Origin of the sequence: Pedobacter sp. ok626 (genome assembly GCF_900100435.1) — a bacterium.
GTDB lineage: Bacteria > Bacteroidota > Bacteroidia > Sphingobacteriales > Sphingobacteriaceae > Pedobacter.
This window is the reverse complement of sequence record NZ_FNEX01000002.1, coordinates 280,992-301,277: the sequence shown is the minus strand read 5'-3', so window position 1 is coordinate 301,277 and position 20,286 is coordinate 280,992. Positions and strand designations below refer to the sequence as shown.

Sequence of the window (20,286 nt, the reverse complement as noted above, 5' to 3'; positions counted from 1 at the left end):
AGCCATGGAACCAAATCTTTCACTAATAAAATCAAGGCTTTTCTTTCCATTATCTTTATCCATAACTTGTTTATCAGGGATTGTGTATTTCTTTTTTGAAGATTTTTTTTTAATTTTTTTTCCTTTTTGCATTCTTTTATTAATTGCCGTTCCCTTAATTATTCGTCCCAAAACTGATATATTCTCGATTTGGTCTTGGATATTTTATTCAAGCATTTTGGGAATATTAATTCGATGTTTATATATATATTTTGAGATACCGGATTTTAATGCGATTGATGCTGTTTTTTTATATGGGAAGCCCAAATCTTTCTTGTTACCTGCGATGGTGCTGGTTTTTTTTGGTGTTTTTATGTTAGTATTGGGGTATCTATCAACTAATTCGAGGCTCAAGTTGAATAGTAGGATTTTCATAAATAGAAAATGGAATAAGAAAGCATTTTTTATTACATCATCAATGTTAATCCTGATTTCAATTAGCGGGTTATTTTTATTTATTAATGCGCAAGGAGGCCTTTTCTCTATTGAAAGCATATCCAGTTATCGTGGTGTCTCAGATAATTTGTCGGAAGCATCCCCTCATGCTTATCTAAGATTACTAGTTTCTTTTTCTGGAATTAATTTATTCTTGCTTACTGCGTGGTTGATAAAATGCGATGAAATGAAATTAATAGCTTATCTTTTTTGGCTTATTTCATTTCTTACATTCGTTTTTTTTAATTTTTATATTAGTCAGAGGGCAGCAATTGTTTTTATGCTTGTGCAATTAACAGCACTAAGTTATTACCTTAAAGGGTTCAAATTACCAAAATTAAAATTTGCGGTCGGAATAATCTTTGCCCTAATAATATTTCAACTGATGTCTATATTAAGAAATGTACGGGATGTAGAAAGCGAAGAAGTGAAGTTAAATATTTCTAAAGCGTTAGAGCCGGCAATATTGACCACCAACATGATAGATATCAGTAAAACCGCTCATATTATGGATGCTATTCCATCAAAAATGGATTATGAATATGGGGCGACCTTAGTAACAGTATTTATCGCTTGGATTCCTCGAGAATTTTGGCCTGATAAACCTGTCACTAATGTCGATAATACCATAGGGATTAAGGTATTTGGCGCTACGACTTATGGATCTGGAGGTGTGCCTCCCGGATTGATAGCAGAATTGTTCTGGAATTTTTGGATTCCAGGTGTAATAATAGGTTGCTATTTAATCGGATTATTGCTTAAGATAATTAATCAAACTATTCTTAGTAATATTGCAAACCCAAATATGGTGATCATATATGTAGTTAATTTTATGTTTATAGGCCTGTCTTTTGTGGGTAGCAGTTTTAGTAGTGTTCTAATTGGCATATTACAAACGTTAATACCAATGATTTTAATTTTAAACATAATAACCGAAAAGGGAAAATAGGATATATGAAAACAGCCTTAATTTGTGGAGTATCTGGACAGGATGGCGCTTATTTGTCAAAACTATTGTTAGATAAGGGGTATCAAGTTTACGGTGGTTCTAGAGATGCACAAAGTTCTAACTTTGAAAATTTAAATAAATTAGGAGTATTGCCATTTGTAAAGTTAGTTTCTATTTCTGTACATGATTTTAGAAGTGTTTTGCAAGTTATAATGAAAATTAAACCGGATGAAATATATAATTTGGCTGGGCAAAGTTCTGTGGCCCTTTCTTTCGAGCAGCCGGTGGAAACCTTGGAGAGCATTAGTGTTGGAACCTTAAGTCTATTAGAAGCAATTCGATTTTCTGGCTTACCAATTAAATTATATAATGCAGGATCTAGCGAGTGCTTTGGTAATGCAACTGAGGCTGTTGACGAAACTACTGCATTTAGACCAAGAAGTCCTTATGGAGTGGCTAAAGCTACAGCTTTTTGGGAGGTAGCTAATTATAGAGAGGCTTATAACATATTTGCATGTACCGGTATATTGTTTAATCATGAGTCACCTCTTAGAAAAGAGCGATTTGTAACGAAGAAAATAATTGCTGCTGCTTGCCGTATTTCGAAAGGCAGTTCCGAGAAATTAACCCTAGGAAATATTAATATCTGGAGAGACTGGGGCTGGGCTCCGGAATATGTTGAAGCTATGTGGCTGATGTTGCAACAAGATAACCCTGATGATTTTGTTATTGCAACCGGAGAAACAATAAGTTTGAAGGATTTTATAGTGATAGCCTTTGAGTATCTAAACTTAGATTGGCAGAAATATGTAATCTTTGACGATAGCCTACTTAGACCAACAGATATTGAAAAGGGACTTGCTAGGCCTCAAAAAGCAAAAAAAATATTAAATTGGGAAGCTAAAACAAAATCAAATAATCTAATTGAGTTAATGATTGATTGTGAACTTAATTCAAAATATTTATAGTATGAAAATTGACAAGGATTTTTTTAATGCAAATGGATATACAATTGTTAGAAATGTATTCACTAGGGAAGAGGTTGAACAATTTAGGCAATTAGCTTATCAAACTCTTGAAGAAGATAAGGCTAATAATTTAGTTAAAAAGGTAGTAAATGATCTTAAGGATGTTTATTACCCGAAGGGAGATTTATTAAGTAAATCTTTAAATAAAGTGTTACTTTCTGATAAGATTCTAAAAATTGCAGAAACTATTTTAGATGCAACACCAGTATATTTTCAGGATAGCACTTATCAAATCGGAATAGGGGATAGAGGATTTCATCGGGATAATGTGGACAGGATTGCCAATCAAGGAGAAGATTGGCAAGGTGATTATGATATCATTCGAGTAGGTGTTTATATGCAGGATCACGATAGATATAGTGGAGGTTTAAAAGTTGTAGAGAAATCTCATAAGGGGATTGATGGGAAGAGAGTATTTATTGATAGCAAGGCGGGAGACGTCGTTGTTTGGAGTTTAAGAACTTTACATAGCGGAAATGCTGCAAGGTTGAAAATTTTTCCAAGTTTAGTTATGGGTTATCGATTTGAAAACCTCCTCCCTAATTTTTTGTTAAAAGATAGTCAACAGGAACGAATATCTTGTTTCATGTCATTTGCTAAGGAAGGGAGAAACTTAGACCGCTACATTGAAAAGTACATGAAGGTAAAGATGCTCGATCATCTCAAGAATTCGGATTGTCCTAAAGATGATAGCTCTAAAAATAAATTTGTAACAATAAAGAAAATTTGGAGTGAGTAGAATTGGAATAAATCTTTTATACATAAATCCAAAATTAGCCGGGGGCTCTGTCACGTACGCTTTAAAATTGATTAAAGAAATATCGAGACTTGATAGTACCAACGAATATGTAATTTATCTGAACAAGGATTGCAAGGATTTTGATTTTGAAGTTGGTTCAAATTTTAGTGTTAGAGTTTTAAATTTTGGTTACTCTAGCGTTTACCGTCGTTATTTGTGGGAACAGATAATTTTACCTTATTATGTATTCATCGATAAAATTGACTTATTACATTCATTAGGTTACGTTACTCCCATAGTTAGTACTGCAAAAAAAATAGTTTCTATCTTGGATATTAATTATAAAGGACATGAGAATAATATGAGTAAGCATAAAAGATTCTTATTGGGATTTATGGTTGAGCTTTCAGCAAAGGTGTCTAAAAAAATTATTACAATTTCAGAATTTTCAAAGAGACAGATTGTTTTGCATACAAACACAAAGCCTAATAAGATTGTGGTCACTTTATTGTCTGGATCGTCAGATGTAATAAATAATCAATACGAACCGTCTGAATTGATCTTTAAAAGATATAATATTAAATTGCCGTACATTATAGCTTTCAGTAGTCCAAGTCCACATAAAAATATACCAAAGCTAATAGATGCCTTCGAAGTAATTTCTAATAAAATACCTGATTTAAGTCTCGTTTTAGTTGGACACCGCCATAAAAGTGAGAATTTGAAACAAATTATTGATGAAAAGAAGCTTGGAAATAAAGTTTTATTTACGGGGTTTGTACCTGATCAAGACGTTGAACCTTTGATTTCTAATGCGAAAACATTTGTTTTTCCATCGTTATATGAAGGGTTTGGAATTCCTTTACTAGATGCTCAGGTATGTAAAGTTCCAGTTGCTTCTTCTAATGCTGGTTCATTACCTGAGGTGGGGGGAGATGCTGTAAGATATTTTAATCCAAACAAATCTGAGGAGATTGCAGAGGTATTACTAAGTATTTTAGAGAATGAAATGATCTCAACAAAATTAATTGAGGCTGGTTTGGAAAACCGAAGACGCTTTTCATGGTCACAAACAGCAAAGCAAACCTTAGATGTTTATAAGGAATACTTAAATTAAGAATATTTTGACGCGGATTTTAATTGTGAATTGTGTTTACGATCCTGAGCCTGTAGTCTCGGCACAACTTGGCAAATCTCTGGCGGAGAAATTGTCGAATGAGGGACACTCTGTTTCAGTAATTGCCCCATTTCCTTCAAGACCATTTGGGTTCAGTTTTAATGGGACTGTTAAGAAGAAAGAAGTTGACAAGAAGGTTGTAAATGATCAACTTACGATATATAGATTGCCATCCTTTACCTATCCAAAATCAGGGATCTTTGGAAGACTATTGGAGAGTATTTCTTTTGGTTGGGCTGCTTTCAAATATGTGAGAAGAAATTCAGAAGATATAGATACGGTCTATATGAATACATGGCCATTATTTGGCCAATTTGGCGTTGCGGTTGCTTGTAAAACGAAGAAAATTAAGTATTTGATGCATATACAGGACGTTTATCCTGAATCGTTGACCAATAGATTGCCCAGGCTATTTAGCAAGGTTGTGAATTTGTTTTTGTTCCCATTAGAAAAATATTCTGTCCACAATGCATCTAGGGTCATTGTGATTTCAAAAAAAATGCAGGCCTATATAGCTAGTACAAGAAATATTCCGGAAAATAGTATAGATGTAGTTTTAAATTGGCAAGATAATAAAGAATTTGAACCATATAAGGATTCTTGGAATCCAGGTAAGTTGACCTTTATGTATTTGGGGAATATAGGTGCGGTATCTGGCCTAAATTTTGTGCTTAGTGCTTTTATCAAAACTAAACTTGATGCAAGACTTATAATTGCCGGCAATGGAGCGAAGAGAGAGGAGTGTATGGAAATTGCAAAGGAGAATCCACATATAGATATCGAATTTTGGGAGGTGCCTGCTGGAGAGGTAGCTAAGATACAAGCTCAGGCGCATATTTTAATACTTCCTCTTATAAGTGGAGCTGCAAGCAGCTCAATTCCATCTAAATTACCTGCATATATGTTTTCTGGGAGGCCAATTATAGCTACTCTTGATAAAGATAGTGATACGGCGAATGCAATTCGAGTTGCTTCTTGCGGTTGGGTGGGGCCTCCAGAAGACGAAGTGTGGTTGAAAAAAACATTTGTTGAAGTAAGCACAATGAATTCAAGCTCATTACAGAGAATAGGACAATCTGGCAGAGTCTATGCATTAAACTTTTTTTCGAAAGAAGTTAATCTTGAAAAAATAATTCACGCAATAATATATGGTTAGTAGATTATTAACGACGAAAGAAATTAGAAGGGCCTCTCAGCTACATTTTGAAGCCTTTAGTGGCTTTTTTCTTACTTCTTTAGGTAAGTCATTTTTAAGAGCCTTTTATAAGGGGATTTTAGAACATCCTGATGGTATAGCTGTTGGATTGTTCGACAATGGGCATTTGGTCGCCTTTGCTGTTGGAACAAAATGTAAAAATGGATTTTACTCTGATATTTTGCGGAAAAAGGTGATAAGTATGTCAGTGGCTGCTATGCCAAAGCTAATATCTTCCCCATCAAAAGTCTTAAGATTATTTAACTCTTTAAAATCTTCTAAGAGGTTTGGAAAAGATATTATGGATAATGCCTCTCTCTTATCAATTTGTGTTTGTCCGAGAGAAAGAGGTAAAGGTTTAGGTGCAAAGGTATTAAAGGCATTTGAAGAGATCGCGTTTAGAGATAGTGACGCTATTTCTCTTACAACTGATTTTATGGATAATGATTATGTAAATAATTTTTATCAAACCAACCAGTATGAGCTTTATGATGTCTTTCTCCAGGATCAAAGAAAGATGAATTTATATTTAAAAAAAAGAAGAAATTAATGGAAATCCCGTTTTCTCCCCCATTTGTTAATGATGAAATTATAAATGAAGTAGTGGATACGTTACGATCCGGATGGATTACAACAGGCCCTAAGGTAAAGCAATTAGAGAAAGAAGTTGTTGAGCTTACAGGTTGTCCTGAAGCTTTGGCTGTGAACTCCTGGACTTCTGGAGCAATTTTGGTTTTAAAGTGGTTTGGTGTGGGCAAGGGAGATGAAGTTATTATTCCAGCTTACACTTACTCTGCAACAGCACTTAGTGTAATTCATTGTGGAGCGACCCCAATAATGGTTGATGTATTGGACGATTTTACTATGGATCCGATCAAATTAAAACAAGCTATCACAAAAAGAACTAAAGTAGTTATGCCTGTTGATTTTGCTGGTTTAATGTGTGATTATGAGGCAATCAATGAGGTTGTTAAAGATAAGGCAGTGGTTTCCTTATTTACACCTGCTTCTGAGAAACAAAGTGACTTGGGACGCATACTTGTTCTTTCTGATGCAGCACACTCCATTGGTGCTAAGCTAAATGAAGTCAGTTCCGGAAAAGCGACAGATATTACAATTTTTTCATTTCATGCTGTAAAAAATGTAACAACAGCTGAAGGAGGAATCATCTGTATCAATTTGCCGAAGCCTTTCAGTAATGAGGAAGAATATAAGTTGATGAGGTTGTGGTCTTTAAATGGTCAAACAAAAGATGCATTTACTAAATCTCAAGCTGGCGGATGGAAATATGATATTCTCTTTGCCGGATTAAAAGTGAACATGCCAGATCTTTGTGCCGCTTTAGGTTTGGGACAGATCCGATTGTACAGTCAGTTGTTAAATGAAAGAACTCGAATAGGGAAGGCTTATGAGGCATTTTTTTCTAATCAAGCATGGGCAAAATGTCCGATTTTAGTAGATGAAAAAAGGGTGTCGTGTAACCATCTATACGCTTTAAGAATTAATGGAATTAATGAAGCACAGCGTGATCAGATGATCGAATATATTACGGACTTAGGGGTAGCGGTAAATGTTCATTTTATCCCGATGCCTATGTTGACTGTGTTCAAGGATTTAGGATATCGTATTGAAGATTATCCTCAGGCTTATAAGAATTATGCTGTGGAGATCTCCCTTCCAATATATCCCCAGTTAACAAATGAGGAGGTTTCCTATATTTGCTCAACCGTGGAACGAGCGTATAAAAGCTTATTATAATGAAGCGGGCTTTTGATTTTGTTATTTCTCTGCTTGGTATAGTCGTTCTTTTTCCGGTTTTTGTCCTTTTGATTTTTGCAATTAAGCTTTCTTCTAAGGGCGGAGCGTTTTATAGACAGATTAGGGTTGGTCAATACAATAAGGATTTTGGATTATTGAAATTCAGATCTATGTATGTAAATTCTGATAAGCTAGGATTACTAACCGTCGGTAACCAGGATCGGCGGATAACCCCAATCGGAGTATTCATAAGAAAGTATAAACTTGATGAATTGCCACAATTGTTTAATGTACTTTTTGGACAAATGAGTTTGGTCGGACCCAGACCTGAAGTTCGTAAATATGTAGATCTTTATACAAAAGAGGAATTAAAAGTATTGGATTTAAAGCCCGGAATTACGGACTTTGCATCGATAAAATATAGAGATGAAAATAATATACTTAATCATCAGGGGGATCCGGAGAAATATTATATTGAAGTGATTATGCCTGACAAGGTGAAAATAAATCTCAGTTCTTATGAAATGAGTAAGACCGTATTAGGGTCTGTTAAAATTATTTTTTTGACAATTAAAGCTGTCTTCTTCAATAAATAATAGAAAACGAATTCTATTTAATTCAAGTGAAATTTCTTTATACTTGTTTTGGTTCAATTATTGTTAGTTTTGCTGAAGTTATTTTTATGTAACGTCTATGTTTACAAAACTACAAATTGTATCTCGTTGGATTATTTTTACCATTGATATTTGCTTAAGTATCATCGCGCTACTACTTGCAATTATTTTGCAGCATAATTTCAAGATCACAGGGATAGATTTCTTAGCCTTCTACAAAGCTGTAGTAATGGTGGTGATCATCAATTCACTGGTATTTTATAGTGTAAAGACCTTTGCAGGCATTGTAAGGTATACTTCAGCCCAAGATTCATTTCGAATTCTATTTGCGGTAATTTTGAGTTCCTTAATTCTATTTTTTGCACACGCGATTGCTATTGTCATAACTGGTGAACATGTGGTGAGTAATGTGGCTATCGTGATATTTACTTTATTCAGCTTTCTCTTGTTGATCACCTATAGGATTTTTGTAAAGTACTTTTTTATGTACATCAAGAATGCTAATCTGGACAAACGAAGGATTATCATTTATGGAGCTGGTGAAGCTGGTGTAGCTACAAAAAGGACATTTGACCATGATGCAAAAGTAAATAAAACAATTATTGCTTTTGTGGATGATGACATGCGTAAAGTAGGCAAAACGATTGACGGGGTAAGGATTCTGGATGCAGGAGGGTTAGAGCATTTAATTGTAAAGCATGAGGTGGATGAAATCATCTTTGCATCGTACACAATTCCTTTAGAGCGAAAAAACCAGGTGGTAGACATTTGCCTGGAAAATGAGGTTAAGATTTTAAATATTCCTTCTCCTGAGGTTTGGGCCAGAGGTGAGGTAACTACCGCGCAAATTCAGAATATCAATATTGAAGATTTGTTAAATAGAAAGACAATCGAAATAGATATCGATGGGATTCAAAATCAGCTAAAGGGAAAACGGATTCTAATCACAGGAGCTGCAGGCTCTATTGGTAGTGAGATTGTTAGGCAACTTTTGAAATTTGAAACCGGATTGATTATCCTTTGTGATCAGAGTGAAACTGCTTTGCACCATATTTACCTTGAATTGGAGGAGCACCATGCCAATACCAATTTTCATGCTTTTGTTGGTGACGTTAAAGATCAGAAACGCATGCAACATTTGTTTGAAACTTATAAACCACATTATGTTTATCATGCTGCTGCCTACAAACATGTGCCATTGATGGAAGGTAATCCTGCTGAAGCGATTAAAACAAATGTAATGGGTACTAAAACGATTGCAGATCTATCCGTTAAGTATGGTGTGCAGAAGTTTGTGATGATCTCTACTGATAAAGCGGTTAATCCGACCAATGTAATGGGGGCATCTAAGCGAATCGCTGAGATTTATGTACAGTCCTTAAATAATTCATTAAACAATCCTGATTTGATCTTCTCCAATGGATTGAGCTATTTAAATGATAGCAATATAAAACCGATTACTAAATTCATTACCACTCGTTTTGGAAATGTATTGGGCTCAAATGGTTCGGTAATTCCACGCTTTAAGCAGCAGATAGAAAAGGGTGGCCCTGTTACGGTTACGCATCCTGAGATCACGCGTTATTTCATGACGATACCAGAAGCTTGTCGTTTGGTGCTTGAGGCTGGATGTATGGGCAAGGGTGGTGAGATCTACATATTCGATATGGGTAAATCTGTAAAGATTGTAGAGCTCGCCAAGAAAATGATTCGTTTAGCGGGCTTGGTGCCCAATCAGGATATCAAAATATCTTATTCCGGTTTAAGACCTGGAGAGAAATTGTTTGAAGAATTGCTAAATGATAGTGAGAATACCATACCGACCCATCATGAAAAAATTATGATTGGGCAGGTGAGGGAATATATATTTAATGAAATTGAAGTCCAAATTTACCAATTGTTACTTTATGCCAGCTCGAATAATACAAGACAGGTGGTTCAACAGATGAAAGTAATTGTTCCTGAATTCATCAGTAAGAATTCTGTTTATGAAGAACTGGATGTTCAGGTGCAGGTAGAAGAAAATCCTAATTAATGAAGAAATACTTATTGCTGGGTGCACTAGCTCTAGCTACTTTTAGCTTAAAAGCGCAGACACCTAATGTAAACATCCCATATTCGTATCAATTTTACCAGAAGCTGAATAAATCGGTTTATGATGTAAATAGCCGTTCGCATTCTGCTATTAAAGGGTTTTATGCTGATGATTCTTTGTTGGTAAACCGGTACCAGGAATTAATGGAAATGGGCGTTGACTCTTTAAACAAACGTTCCTGGGTACGTAGAAAATTGACTGAAGAGCATTTATTCAATTTTAAAGGAGAGGATTATACTGTTTACGCAGATTACCTACCTGATCTCCAGATTGGTCGTGATTTTAAGAATGGTATGACTACCTGGAAAAATACACGAGGATTTCAGATAGGGGGAACTGTAGGGGATAAATTCTCTTTTTATACCAATGGTTTTGAAAACCAAGGTGTATTCGCTAATTACATTAATGATTTTATCAATACAACGAAAGTCGTTCCGAGTGAGATGGGCGGGGGGCTTAAAGTGGACAATCGTGTAAAAGATTGGGCTTATGTTACTGCTTTATTATCCTACACGCCGAATAAACATCTAAATATTGCCTTGGGCTATGATAAGAACTTTATTGGCGATGGTTATCGTTCCATGTTGTTATCTGATGTAGCTGCTAATTATTCTTTTTTAAGAATTCGCGCTGCCTTGGGTAATGTGCAATATCAAACCATATTTGGCTATATGCTGGATCCAGGAGCAGAAAAGCTAACAACTGATAGACGTTTGGGGGACAGAGGGAAATGGGCGGCGATGCACTATATAGATTGGAATGCGACTAACCGCTTTTCTATTGGCTTTTTTCAAGCAGTAACCTGGGCTGACGCGCAGCCTGAAGGGAAACGTGGATTTGATTTCAACTACGTACATCCCTTTATCTTTTTAAGGCCATTAGAGGGCGCGAATACCTACTCTCCAGATAAAATGCGTTTGGGCATCAATACCAAATATGAGATTCTGGATAAAACGACCGTGTATGGTCAGTTTATGATAGATGAGTTTACGGCTAAAGAGTTTTTTAGTAATAAAGGTTATTGGGCAAATAAATGGGCTTTACAACTGGGATTTAGGGGGGCAGATCTGTTTAAAGTGAAAAATTTGAATTATCTGGCAGAGTTTAATACAGCAAGGCCATATACTTATGCCCATTTTGATAGAGTATCCAATTACTCTGCCATGAACCAGCCTTTGGCGCACCCTCTAGGTGCGAATTTTAGAGAGGTGTTAGGTATTTTAAACTACAGCTATAAAAGATTTGACCTACAATGGCAAATAATGTATGCCAGATATGGACTGGATCCGAATGGGGAGAATTACGGAAAGGATATTTTTAAGAGCTATCTTACAAGAACAGTTGAATATGGCAGTCATATTGGTCAGGGTATTGGTACCGACCTTTATTTTGCAGAGGGTAGAGTAGCTTATCTGCTCAATCCAAAATATAACCTGCGATTGGAAGTTGGCGGGGTACTCAGAAGAGAGGCAAACGGTATAAAGAATACGAATACCGCATTATTCACTTTTGGCTTGCGCAGTACCTTTAGAAACCTTTATCAAGATTTTTAACTTATATCTTTTACTTAAAAACAATTATTTAAAATGTCGTATTTATTTACATCAGAATCTGTTTCCGAAGGACATCCTGATAAAATTGCGGATCAAATTTCTGATGCGCTAATCGATAACTTCCTGGCTTTTGATCCAGATTCAAAAGTAGCTTGCGAAACATTAGTTACCACTGGTCAGGTAATTCTAGCTGGCGAAGTAAAATCTACTACCTACCTGGATGTACAACAAATAGCCCGTGATGTAATCCGTAAAATCGGTTACACCAAAAGCGAATATATGTTTGAGGCCAACTCTTGTGGTATCCTTTCGGCTATCCATGAGCAGTCACAAGACATCAATCAAGGTGTAGATAGAAGTAGTAAAGAAGAGCAAGGTGCTGGCGACCAAGGAATGATGTTTGGTTATGCTACCACTGAGACTGAAAATTATATGCCTTTGGCTTTAGACTTGTCGCATACTTTGCTACAGGAATTAGCTATATTAAGACGTGAGAACAAGGAAATCACTTATTTACGTCCAGATGCAAAATCTCAGGTAACGCTTGAATATTCAGACGATAACAAACCAGTACGCATTGCTGCAATCGTAATTTCTACGCAGCATGATGATTTTGCTGAGGAAGCTACAATGTTAGCCAAAATCAAAAAAGACCTGGTTGACATCCTGATTCCAAGAATCATTGCCAAATACCCTCAGTACGCGCATTTCTTTAACGATAAAATTGAATACCATATTAACCCAACCGGTAAATTTGTGATCGGTGGTCCACATGGCGATACTGGTTTAACAGGCCGTAAAATTATCGTAGATACTTATGGTGGTAAAGGTGCACATGGTGGCGGTGCTTTCTCTGGAAAAGATCCAAGCAAGGTAGATAGAAGTGCGGCTTATGCAACCCGTCACATTGCTAAAAACCTTGCTGCTGCAGGTGTTGCTGATGAAATCCTGGTACAGGTAAGTTATGCGATCGGTGTAGCTAAACCAATGGGTATCTATATCAACACTTACGGAACAAGCAAAGTGAACAAAACTGATGGTGAGATTGCTAAAATCGTAGAGGATATATTTGATATGCGCCCTTACTTTATCGAGCAACGCTTAAAATTAAGAAACCCTATTTATAGCGAAACTGCTGCTTACGGGCATATGGGCCGCAAGCCAGAGAGTGTAACCAAAACTTTCAAAACGCCAAATGGTGAAGAAAAAACAGTTACTGTTGAGCTATTTACATGGGAAAAACTAGATTTTGTAGATAAAGTGAAAGCTGCTTTTTCTTTGTAAGCATAATTCAATAATATACTAAAGGGATGAGCATGGCCTGATGAAGTCAATAAAGTTGTAAGTATACTTATAACCTTAGCCAATTGGTTACCCGTTAAACTCGAAAAGCTGGGCAAAGATTTCGATATCAAGTACAGCTGGTGATTTATTTTAAAATAAAGGGGGACCGTTAATTCGGCCCCCCTTAGCATTTTCTATTTTTTTAAAAAGCAGCGTTTAAAGATATTCAGGCCTATTTTTCGGGCGAATATTCAAGGCTGGCTATGGCTTCTGTTTTTCTTTGCGGTGTCCCCCTTTATGCGTTTAAAGTACCTCAAAGGCAGGTAGAATGATCCCTCCCAGATCCGTTTTTTTAATGCTCTTTTGCTTCATAACCCTTTTTTAACGGCTATGAAAGCAAGAATGTACCCAGCGTTTAGTACCCGGATGTTTGTCCAGGGTAATCTTCTGTCCCTTTGTCTGTTTGACTGCGAGAATAGAGCGGCAGTATCCCTGAGTGGTCGATCGGCAGGTTATGTCTTGTTTTCACATGTTGTTGTCCACAATCGAAGATATGCAGTGTTTCCGGGTGGCGCCAGCAGGGATAGAATAATGGGATGCCCATCTTAGGGGCAAAAGAATAAAAACGATGAATAAGGATAATGATATAAATGGAATGCATTTTTCATTGCATTCGCTGTATTTGCCTTGTGGCTGGGAAAAGCAAAACAAACAATTAATTACAAAATTTAAAAATTAGTATTATGAAAAATTTAAGTTTAAATATCAAAAAAATAGGTTTAGGTTTAATGGTGGCTTTTTTAGCCATAGGGTTTAGTGCTTTCAAAATTGCTCAAGAGAGTAAGGCGCTCCAACCGGGATCAACATTTTCCATATCTGATGACTTCCTGGTTCAAAGGACTGTCGGAGAACTGGAACCGGTTAATCCAGGCTCACCAACAGAAGAACCTAATCCGTTTTTTTGTGAAACAGAAACCAGTTCATTTGCTTGTAGTTATCAGGTGACAGCCGCTGGTAAGGCTAATATCAGGCCACTTACACCTATGGCACCCGTTTATACTACAGCAGAAATCAATAGTTTCCTGTCCGCATCACCAAATCCATACATTGTGGCAGTTGGGACAACCGGAAGCATATACGCTGATTAACCTGTTAAAATTAACAATTGGCAATTGCCAATTGTTAATTTTACTTATAAATATTGATTGATAAACTCTTTAAAAGTATTGTCACTGTCTGGGATATTTTTAGATGGTCGCGGCGGAGCAGTAGAAATTACTTTCCCTTTTTTGGATATAATCAATAAAAATGGGAAACCAGTGATTTTATAATGCCTCACCATGGGATGGTTTGTGGCCAAACCATCGGTGAACAAATTCAGCTCATGCGGACTGCTATACTTTCCTTCCCTGATACTTTTGATCCAGGTTTTTTTGTCCCGATCAACGCTTACGGTGACAAACACAATGTTAGGATTCTTCTTGTATGACGCAATTATTGGTTTCATTTGTTCAGCTAATGCACTACAGCCAGAACAACCCGTAAACCAAAAATCCATAATCAACAGCTTACCGCTAAAATCACTTAATTTATGAACGGTTCCTTTCTCATCTGAAAGCTCAAATGGGAAAGCATTGCTGGAGCTGAGCTCTGCTAATGTTTGCAGGGCTGCCTTGAAGTTATTTTCACTAATATCAGCAATTGCGTTGATATAATATTGATTGATATCTGAGCGGCGGTTTCTTTCTGCCAGAAATGATATCAAAATCAGTTTATCATTTATAATCCCTTTGTATTTGTCTTTAATTCGTTCAAACACACCCTTGAAAGGATAATTTAGATTATAATATTGTCCTTCTGGTCTGCTTGTAAGTATTGTCGCGAATTTTGCCCGTTTATAAAGAAAATCACAGTATCTGTAAGACCTTAACAAAATATTCCTACTAAATTTATTCGTGTCCATTTTGGATTGCAGGTCCTGATAAGCTTTTTCGACGATGTCATGCCATTTATTGGCACGTTTTCTATAGGGTATAGATTTGCTGTATAAAACAGTTGTCAGCCGGTCATTGTATGCTCCCCAGAGATCGGCACCGATCAAAAAGTAAATCTCATCACCTAATTGGTGTCTGTAACGGGTTAATATTTCAAGTTTTTGCTGATAAAATAGATGTTCTTTATCAAAATAGGACTGGATCAACTCGCCCTGTTGCATATCAGGTGTTATAGGATTTCCTAAATTATAAACCTCACCATGATCCTTTTGGTTCAGCTTAGTCAGGCAGCTATATTTTTCATTTCCCTTTCCGCTAAAAGTAATCTCATCAGCATTGATGTGAATAACAATACTGTCCCCTTTCTCAAATAGATATAAGCTTTTATGAAGACTGGGGTGGGGACTTGATGAACTGAAATTAATTGTGCCATAGTTGATCGCTGAATTCAAGGGGACTTTAAAGGTTGTAATCGGTCCGTTGAGAGGATACTGATAAACATTAAGGTCTTTTGAATAACTGGTATTGATATCGTTGATGCACATTTCAAAAGTGATCGTGGCATCTTTGGCCATATCATTATTATTCAGAACAATCCTTACAAATACAAAAGATTGATCTGGCTTGCTGTTCTCTAAGCGGGCCTCAGTAGCTAAAGGAAATAAAACGATAGCGAACAAAACAAGGAGAAGCGTTTTCTTAAAAAAATACGGTAAAGACATCATTTTTTGGTTAAATAGTAATTGGGCTGTGGCCCATTATGATAATTTTGTTTTGGTACTGTCGTTTCTTCAGCGCGGATTTTGCTTGATCCCACTGAGTGCAACCTCATCAGGATATATCGGAAACACCCAGCGGTTATCGTTTGGCGGCAAAGTGTAGGTCTTTTCATTCACCTGCCGTGTGAGTGTGATATTGGCACCTTCCTTATTCAGGCGTTTGAGATCAAACCACCGGAGCCCCCGCCATACCAGTTCTTTTTGTCGCTCCAGTAATACTATATTCAGGGCTTCAGCAGCCGAAGTACTGGTTGCCGGCCGGAAGCTTGCCGGGGCGAAGCGCCTGATAAGGAGTTGGTTCAGTTTATCCATTGAAGCATTTACCTGGTTTCTTCTGGCAAGGCATTCCGCTTTAATCAAAAAGAGCTCATCAGTCGCTAATCCATAAAACGGATAATTAGCTGTTACTGCGCCGGAGTAACCTCGTTTTTTTCTGTAGCTGCCATCGGCTTCTTTAGCAAAGTATATCGGTAACCGAAGATCGTTTGAATTGTATAAGTTGATAAGGTTTACATTGATCCTGGCCACGGTACTTGCGGCGGCACCGATAACATTACTGTAATCCAGAGAAGGTGTAGAAATATAAATCAATTCTGGATTTGTGATCGGAAAAGGCGTATTAGAGGTTTTACTGATGTTGTTGTAATCGGTTAAATTACTATAAAGCGCAAGGCTCTTGTCTGCGTAAACTTCTGCTTTTTCATAATCGCGCGTATCCAGGGAGATTCGGGCAAGCAGGGCATATACAGCTATTTTAGACGGGCGGTTCAGATTCGCAGATGGCCGTTGTTCGGGTAGCAATTGTTCAGCGATAAAGAGGTCGCTAAAAATCTGATCGAGGCTTTCCTGCATTGTAGAACGTTGTTCCATGTAATCTATACCTGATTTTAGCCGCAGTGGGATTCCCAGGTCGGAACTTGCAGCGCCAGGATCATAAACCCTGCAATAATTCCTGACGAGGTCATAAAATCCATACCCTCTCACAAATAAAGCCCAGCCCTTTAAAAACCGGCCCTGGTCTGTGTGTTCAAATCCAGATTTGTTTAGCCCGTCTAAAACACTATTTGCAAAGAACACCTGTTTATAGATGTTATCCCAATCACTTGTGCCCTTTTGACCATTATATATATCACCGGCCCATATGTAAGCATTTCTGGGAACCGTTAATAACCCTTGCCAGTTGGCATATGAAGGGATTGTAAATTCATCAGAAGATAATTGGGCTAAGGTTACACCACCAGCGTTTATAACCTCATTATTTTCAAGCAGAGCCTGGAAATCCTTCAATGTTGTTGGCGTTAAGATACTGGTGTTAGGCTTTTTGTCCAGAAACTCCGATCGTTTACAGCCTGAGTAGATCAATAAAACTAATATAAACACGATATTTTTATAGGTTCTCATACTATTTTGATTTAAGATGGATTAAAAAGAAGCGGATAAACCAAAGGCAATAGTTTTGGCTGGTCTGAGTCCGCTGGTACTCGGGTAGTCAGGGTCAACTCCATGTTTATTGACTTTCCAGAGGATTCCCAGATTATTGGTATAAATGAAAAGATTCACGTTCTCTATAGGAAGCCATTGCTTTTTAGGAATGGTATAAGCAAACCTTAAATCCTGTAAACGGACGTGGTCGCCTTTTTCAACGAGGATGTCCGCATAGGTGTACAGGTTGTCTCTGGCCGCATTTACAGGATAAATAGCGGAAGGAACATTGGTGATCAATTCGTCTCCTGGTTTCTGCCACCTCAAATGATAATCTGCGATCTTATAACCGGAACCCGCATACAGGTCTACATTACTTAAGGAGGTTCTCCGGAAATAATAACCCAGCTTATAAATGATATTGAACGACAGCTCAAAATTCTTGTAAGCAAATGTGTTGCGTATGTTGCCAAAACTGGTAGGTGCAGCCGGTCCGCTATAAACCAGCTCATCACGATTACCAGAATTTAGGATGTCGGTATAATTGCTGCTGATTTCTCCGTTTACATAGCCCCTGGGATTTCCAGAAGCATCGAGGCCTGCATACCTGTAACTAAAAATGGCATAGAACGGATACCCTTCAAGAGGGTTGTTCCAGTTTCCTGACACCACATTAGCATTGGTGCCGTTTGCCACCTTGTATCCGGTAACCTTGCTATGATTAAAGTTATATAGTAAGTTAGTTGACCAGGTAACTGCGCCGGTTAAGTTCAGCGTCTTTACCTGAATATCTACGCCCCGGGTTAACGTATTGGCCGAATTGCCCCTGAAGAGGCTTACTCCGGTTTGGGCCGCAATAGGACTATTGCCAATAAGGTCTAAACCTTTCTTTATCCAATAATCAATACTGCCGCTTATTCGGTTCTGTTTCAGTCCGAAATCGACTCCAAGATTGATGTTTTTTACCCTTTCCCATTGCAGGGAGGGATTAGGCGGATTTCTGATATCTGAAAATGGCTGTTTATAGGACGGACCTACTCCCCGAAGAACGGCCGTTAAATAGGCAGATATCGTATTGTTAACCGTTCCTGTATATCCGAAAGTGGTTCTTAGTTTCAGTAAAGGAAGCCAATCCAGCTGATAAAACTTTTCGTTGTTCAGCGACCATGATAGTCCCGCACTCCAGAGCGGCACTCCTTTTTGGTTGGTCGATACGCCAAACAGGTTGGATTCATCACGGCGGGCACTTAGGGTTGCCATATATCTGCCGTCATAATTATAGGACCCGTTGAAATAGTACGAAAGAAAGCGGTCGGTGCTGCTGTATTGCGAAGTAGGATCACTGATGCGTCCGGTTAAACTGGAGTCATAGAATAAGGGGTAATCGATGGTATGATTGATGGTGTTATTGGCGTTAGTGGCAAAATCCGGATTATAGCCATACATGCTTCCACTGTTACTTATTGTGGTATTGTCCCTGATTTCGTAGCCTGTCAATAAGTTGAGGACATGTTTTTTCCAATCTTTATTATAATTCAGCTGTATACGACCGTTGTGGGAGGTCAGCTTATTCTGGCTGGAGTTCAGGATTGCCCCCATTGGTAATGGGTAAGTTACGGCGCCAGTATTTGGATCGATTTGAGAAAACCTGTTAATTAAGTTTCGGGTATAATAAGAATCAAGCTCGTTTAAGGTATTACTTTCGTTCATTCCTTTACCAAAGCTGTAAGCAGCAGCTGCATTAAGCCCCTTTATTAAATTATAATTCAGCATTAAGTTAATCCTGTAATCAGTCAGGTTACTGATCGTACTGCTGTAGCCGTTATGCTGTTCTTCCAGTGGTTTCCATGTCCAGTCCAGCAGCTTGCCCTTGCCCGCATTTTCCAGATATGCTAATCTGAAGTCTGTTACTACCGGTAGGGGATTGCCGGATTCATCAACTATGCTGTTGTAAGGGTAGGGGGTACTCACTACCGATGGCCCTGCTTTACGTTTGCTGCCGGTATAAATTATGCCCGATGAGAATTCCAGCTTATTGTTAAAGAAATAGTAGGTATTGTTTGCATTCAGCGTGATGCGATTGAAGCTGTTGTTGTAGGTATTATCCTGGTTTTTATCATATCCACCAGAGAAAAAATACTTTTGTGAAGAGCCGCCGCCGGCGATGCTTCCAGAATATTGCTGATGTATGCCCCAGTCTTTGTACCCATATTTTGATATTTGATCACGTGAATCAGTGGTCTTTAATTTATTGATCATCCTTAAAGAATCGGCTTCGGAAATGTTGCCATTTCTTTTGGCGAGGAAGATTTCAACAGCTGGTGACAAGGCTGCATAGCCTGTATTGATTGTATTATTGTAACGCCCTTTGTCAAATAGGAAATCTTCGACCTCAATAAATTCTGCTGAACTTAATTGTTGCCGGTAGTACAAGTCTGGTTTTCCGGTCAGGCTTACATTGGAGTTTACACTGATTTTGGGCGAAGCATTTAAGCTACCTTTTTTTGTAGTAATTACAATCACGCCGTTCCCACTCCTGGCTCCCCAGATAGATGCAGCTGCAGCGTCTTTCAAAATCGTAATGGTTGCTACATCATTGGGATTGATATTACTCAATTCTCCCTCGTATGGAAAGTTGTCGACAATGATTAAAGGTTGCGCATCGGAAAACAGCGTTGCCCGCCCTCTAACCTCAATACTACTGTTAGGTGCTGTTGTATTTCCTCTATTAAAGGTCAGTCCGCTTGTTACTCCATCCAGTCTATCAAGGATGTTGATACCTAGACTTCTGTTTAAGGTTTTGTTATCTATAAGCGTAAAAGAGCCTGTGGCTCTTTCTTTAGCGATGTTCTGGTAGCCGGTAGATACAATTTCTACTTCCTGCAGGTTTTTATCATCGAGCTGCAAGGCAATGATGAGTGGTGCTGTTAGCGGAATCAGAATGCTGATGTTGCTGGTTTTGTAGCCCAGGAGGGATACCGATAAGTTATAACTGCCATTAGCCATATTGAGGATAAACTCTCCTTTATTGTTACTGACCAGGCTTTGGCTGGTGCCGGTTATTTTGATGGTTGCGCCAGGTAAAGCTTGGGCAGTTGTGGCAGAAATTACCTTACCCAGGATAGCCTGTTTTTTGGACAGGGCTGGGGTGTTTTGGCTTTGTGCTTCGGCCGTTAAATTGAGGCAAAGCGCGGCCATTACGATGGTTTTTATCGTTTTAAACAT

General features: G+C 37.9%; 15 protein-coding genes. 12 read left to right on the top strand and 3 right to left on the bottom strand.

Annotation, left to right across the window (positions count from 1 at the left end; all coding sequences use genetic code 11):
* Nucleotides 1-4: 4 nt before the first annotated feature.
* The 12 genes from BLS35_RS03465 (at nt 5) to BLS35_RS03410 (ending at nt 14,014) form a co-directional block, all read left to right on the top strand.
* Nucleotides 5-1,423: an O-antigen polymerase gene (locus BLS35_RS03465; protein WP_132226049.1), complete on the top strand. Its 1,419-nt coding sequence runs from the start codon at nt 5-7 to the stop codon at nt 1,421-1,423.
* Between the two features lie 5 nt (nt 1,424-1,428).
* Complete coding sequence (locus BLS35_RS03460; protein WP_090777830.1) at nt 1,429-2,391, top strand: GDP-mannose 4,6-dehydratase; 963 nt, start codon at nt 1,429-1,431, stop codon at nt 2,389-2,391.
* Nucleotide 2,392: 1 nt separating this feature from the next.
* Complete coding sequence (locus tag BLS35_RS03455) at nt 2,393-3,190, top strand: phytanoyl-CoA dioxygenase family protein (protein WP_090777828.1); 798 nt, start codon at nt 2,393-2,395, stop codon at nt 3,188-3,190.
* Nucleotides 3,183-4,307 carry a glycosyltransferase family 4 protein gene (locus tag BLS35_RS03450; RefSeq protein ID WP_090777826.1) on the top strand — a complete coding sequence of 375 codons (1,125 nt, stop codon included), beginning with the start codon at nt 3,183-3,185 and terminating at the stop codon, nt 4,305-4,307. The genes BLS35_RS03455 and BLS35_RS03450 overlap by 8 nt, the downstream gene beginning before the upstream one ends.
* Nucleotides 4,308-4,314: 7 nt before the next feature.
* Nucleotides 4,315-5,523 carry a glycosyltransferase family 4 protein gene (locus BLS35_RS03445; RefSeq protein WP_090777824.1) on the top strand — a complete coding sequence of 403 codons (1,209 nt, stop codon included), beginning with the start codon at nt 4,315-4,317 and terminating at the stop codon, nt 5,521-5,523.
* A complete protein-coding gene (locus BLS35_RS03440; protein ID WP_090777822.1) occupies nt 5,516-6,112 on the top strand; it encodes a GNAT family N-acetyltransferase in 597 nt (198 codons plus the stop codon). Before BLS35_RS03445 ends, BLS35_RS03440 begins: the two co-directional genes overlap by 8 nt.
* Complete coding sequence (locus tag BLS35_RS03435) at nt 6,112-7,320, top strand: DegT/DnrJ/EryC1/StrS family aminotransferase (RefSeq protein ID WP_090777820.1); 1,209 nt, start codon at nt 6,112-6,114, stop codon at nt 7,318-7,320. The genes BLS35_RS03440 and BLS35_RS03435 overlap by 1 nt, the downstream gene beginning before the upstream one ends.
* Nucleotides 7,320-7,916 carry a sugar transferase gene (locus BLS35_RS03430; RefSeq protein ID WP_090777818.1) on the top strand — a complete coding sequence of 199 codons (597 nt, stop codon included), beginning with the start codon at nt 7,320-7,322 and terminating at the stop codon, nt 7,914-7,916. Before BLS35_RS03435 ends, BLS35_RS03430 begins: the two co-directional genes overlap by 1 nt.
* 97 nt (nt 7,917-8,013) lie before the next feature.
* On the top strand, nt 8,014-9,969 hold the full coding sequence (locus BLS35_RS03425; protein ID WP_090777816.1) for a polysaccharide biosynthesis protein: 1,956 nt from the start codon (nt 8,014-8,016) through the stop codon (nt 9,967-9,969).
* Nucleotides 9,969-11,582 (top strand): gliding motility protein RemB, encoded by a 1,614-nt coding sequence (locus tag BLS35_RS03420; protein ID WP_090777815.1) that lies wholly within the window; start codon nt 9,969-9,971, stop codon nt 11,580-11,582. The genes BLS35_RS03425 and BLS35_RS03420 overlap by 1 nt, the downstream gene beginning before the upstream one ends.
* A gap of 33 nt (nt 11,583-11,615) precedes the next feature.
* On the top strand, nt 11,616-12,866 hold the full coding sequence (metK, locus tag BLS35_RS03415) for a methionine adenosyltransferase (RefSeq protein ID WP_090777813.1): 1,251 nt from the start codon (nt 11,616-11,618) through the stop codon (nt 12,864-12,866).
* Nucleotides 12,867-13,609: 743 nt separating this feature from the next.
* A complete protein-coding gene (locus BLS35_RS03410) occupies nt 13,610-14,014 on the top strand; it encodes a hypothetical protein (RefSeq protein WP_090777811.1) in 405 nt (134 codons plus the stop codon).
* A 44-nt stretch (nt 14,015-14,058) separates the two neighbouring features.
* Here BLS35_RS03410 and BLS35_RS03405 read toward each other — a convergent pair whose 3' ends face one another.
* The 3 genes from BLS35_RS03405 to BLS35_RS03395 form a co-directional block, all read right to left on the bottom strand.
* Nucleotides 14,059-15,585 (bottom strand): TlpA family protein disulfide reductase, encoded by a 1,527-nt coding sequence (locus BLS35_RS03405; RefSeq protein ID WP_090777809.1) that lies wholly within the window; start codon nt 15,583-15,585, stop codon nt 14,059-14,061.
* 66 nt (nt 15,586-15,651) lie between these two features.
* Nucleotides 15,652-17,040, bottom strand: a complete 1,389-nt coding sequence (locus BLS35_RS03400; RefSeq protein ID WP_090777807.1) for a RagB/SusD family nutrient uptake outer membrane protein — start codon at nt 17,038-17,040, stop codon at nt 15,652-15,654.
* A gap of 21 nt (nt 17,041-17,061) precedes the next feature.
* Complete coding sequence (locus tag BLS35_RS03395) at nt 17,062-20,286, bottom strand: SusC/RagA family TonB-linked outer membrane protein (RefSeq protein ID WP_090777805.1); 3,225 nt, start codon at nt 20,284-20,286, stop codon at nt 17,062-17,064.

Excerpts from the sequence above, each read along its gene's own strand:
- BLS35_RS03465 (WP_132226049.1), top strand. The coding sequence starts at position 5 with ATGGAACCAAATCTTTCACTAATAAAATCAAGGCTTTTCTTTCCATTA.
- BLS35_RS03460 (WP_090777830.1), top strand. The coding sequence starts at position 1,429 with ATGAAAACAGCCTTAATTTGTGGAGTATCTGGACAGGATGGCGCTTAT.
- BLS35_RS03455 (WP_090777828.1), top strand. The coding sequence starts at position 2,393 with ATGAAAATTGACAAGGATTTTTTTAATGCAAATGGATATACAATTGTT.
- BLS35_RS03440 (WP_090777822.1), top strand. The coding sequence starts at position 5,516 with ATGGTTAGTAGATTATTAACGACGAAAGAAATTAGAAGGGCCTCTCAG.
- BLS35_RS03435 (WP_090777820.1), top strand. The coding sequence starts at position 6,112 with ATGGAAATCCCGTTTTCTCCCCCATTTGTTAATGATGAAATTATAAAT.
- BLS35_RS03430 (WP_090777818.1), top strand. The coding sequence starts at position 7,320 with ATGAAGCGGGCTTTTGATTTTGTTATTTCTCTGCTTGGTATAGTCGTT.
- BLS35_RS03425 (WP_090777816.1), top strand. The coding sequence starts at position 8,014 with ATGTTTACAAAACTACAAATTGTATCTCGTTGGATTATTTTTACCATT.
- BLS35_RS03420 (WP_090777815.1), top strand. The coding sequence starts at position 9,969 with ATGAAGAAATACTTATTGCTGGGTGCACTAGCTCTAGCTACTTTTAGC.
- metK (WP_090777813.1), top strand. The coding sequence starts at position 11,616 with ATGTCGTATTTATTTACATCAGAATCTGTTTCCGAAGGACATCCTGAT.
- BLS35_RS03410 (WP_090777811.1), top strand. The coding sequence starts at position 13,610 with ATGAAAAATTTAAGTTTAAATATCAAAAAAATAGGTTTAGGTTTAATG.
- BLS35_RS03405 (WP_090777809.1), bottom strand. The coding sequence starts at position 15,585 with ATGATGTCTTTACCGTATTTTTTTAAGAAAACGCTTCTCCTTGTTTTG.
- BLS35_RS03400 (WP_090777807.1), bottom strand. The coding sequence starts at position 17,040 with ATGAGAACCTATAAAAATATCGTGTTTATATTAGTTTTATTGATCTAC.
- BLS35_RS03395 (WP_090777805.1), bottom strand. The coding sequence starts at position 20,286 with ATGTTTAAAACGATAAAAACCATCGTAATGGCCGCGCTTTGCCTCAAT.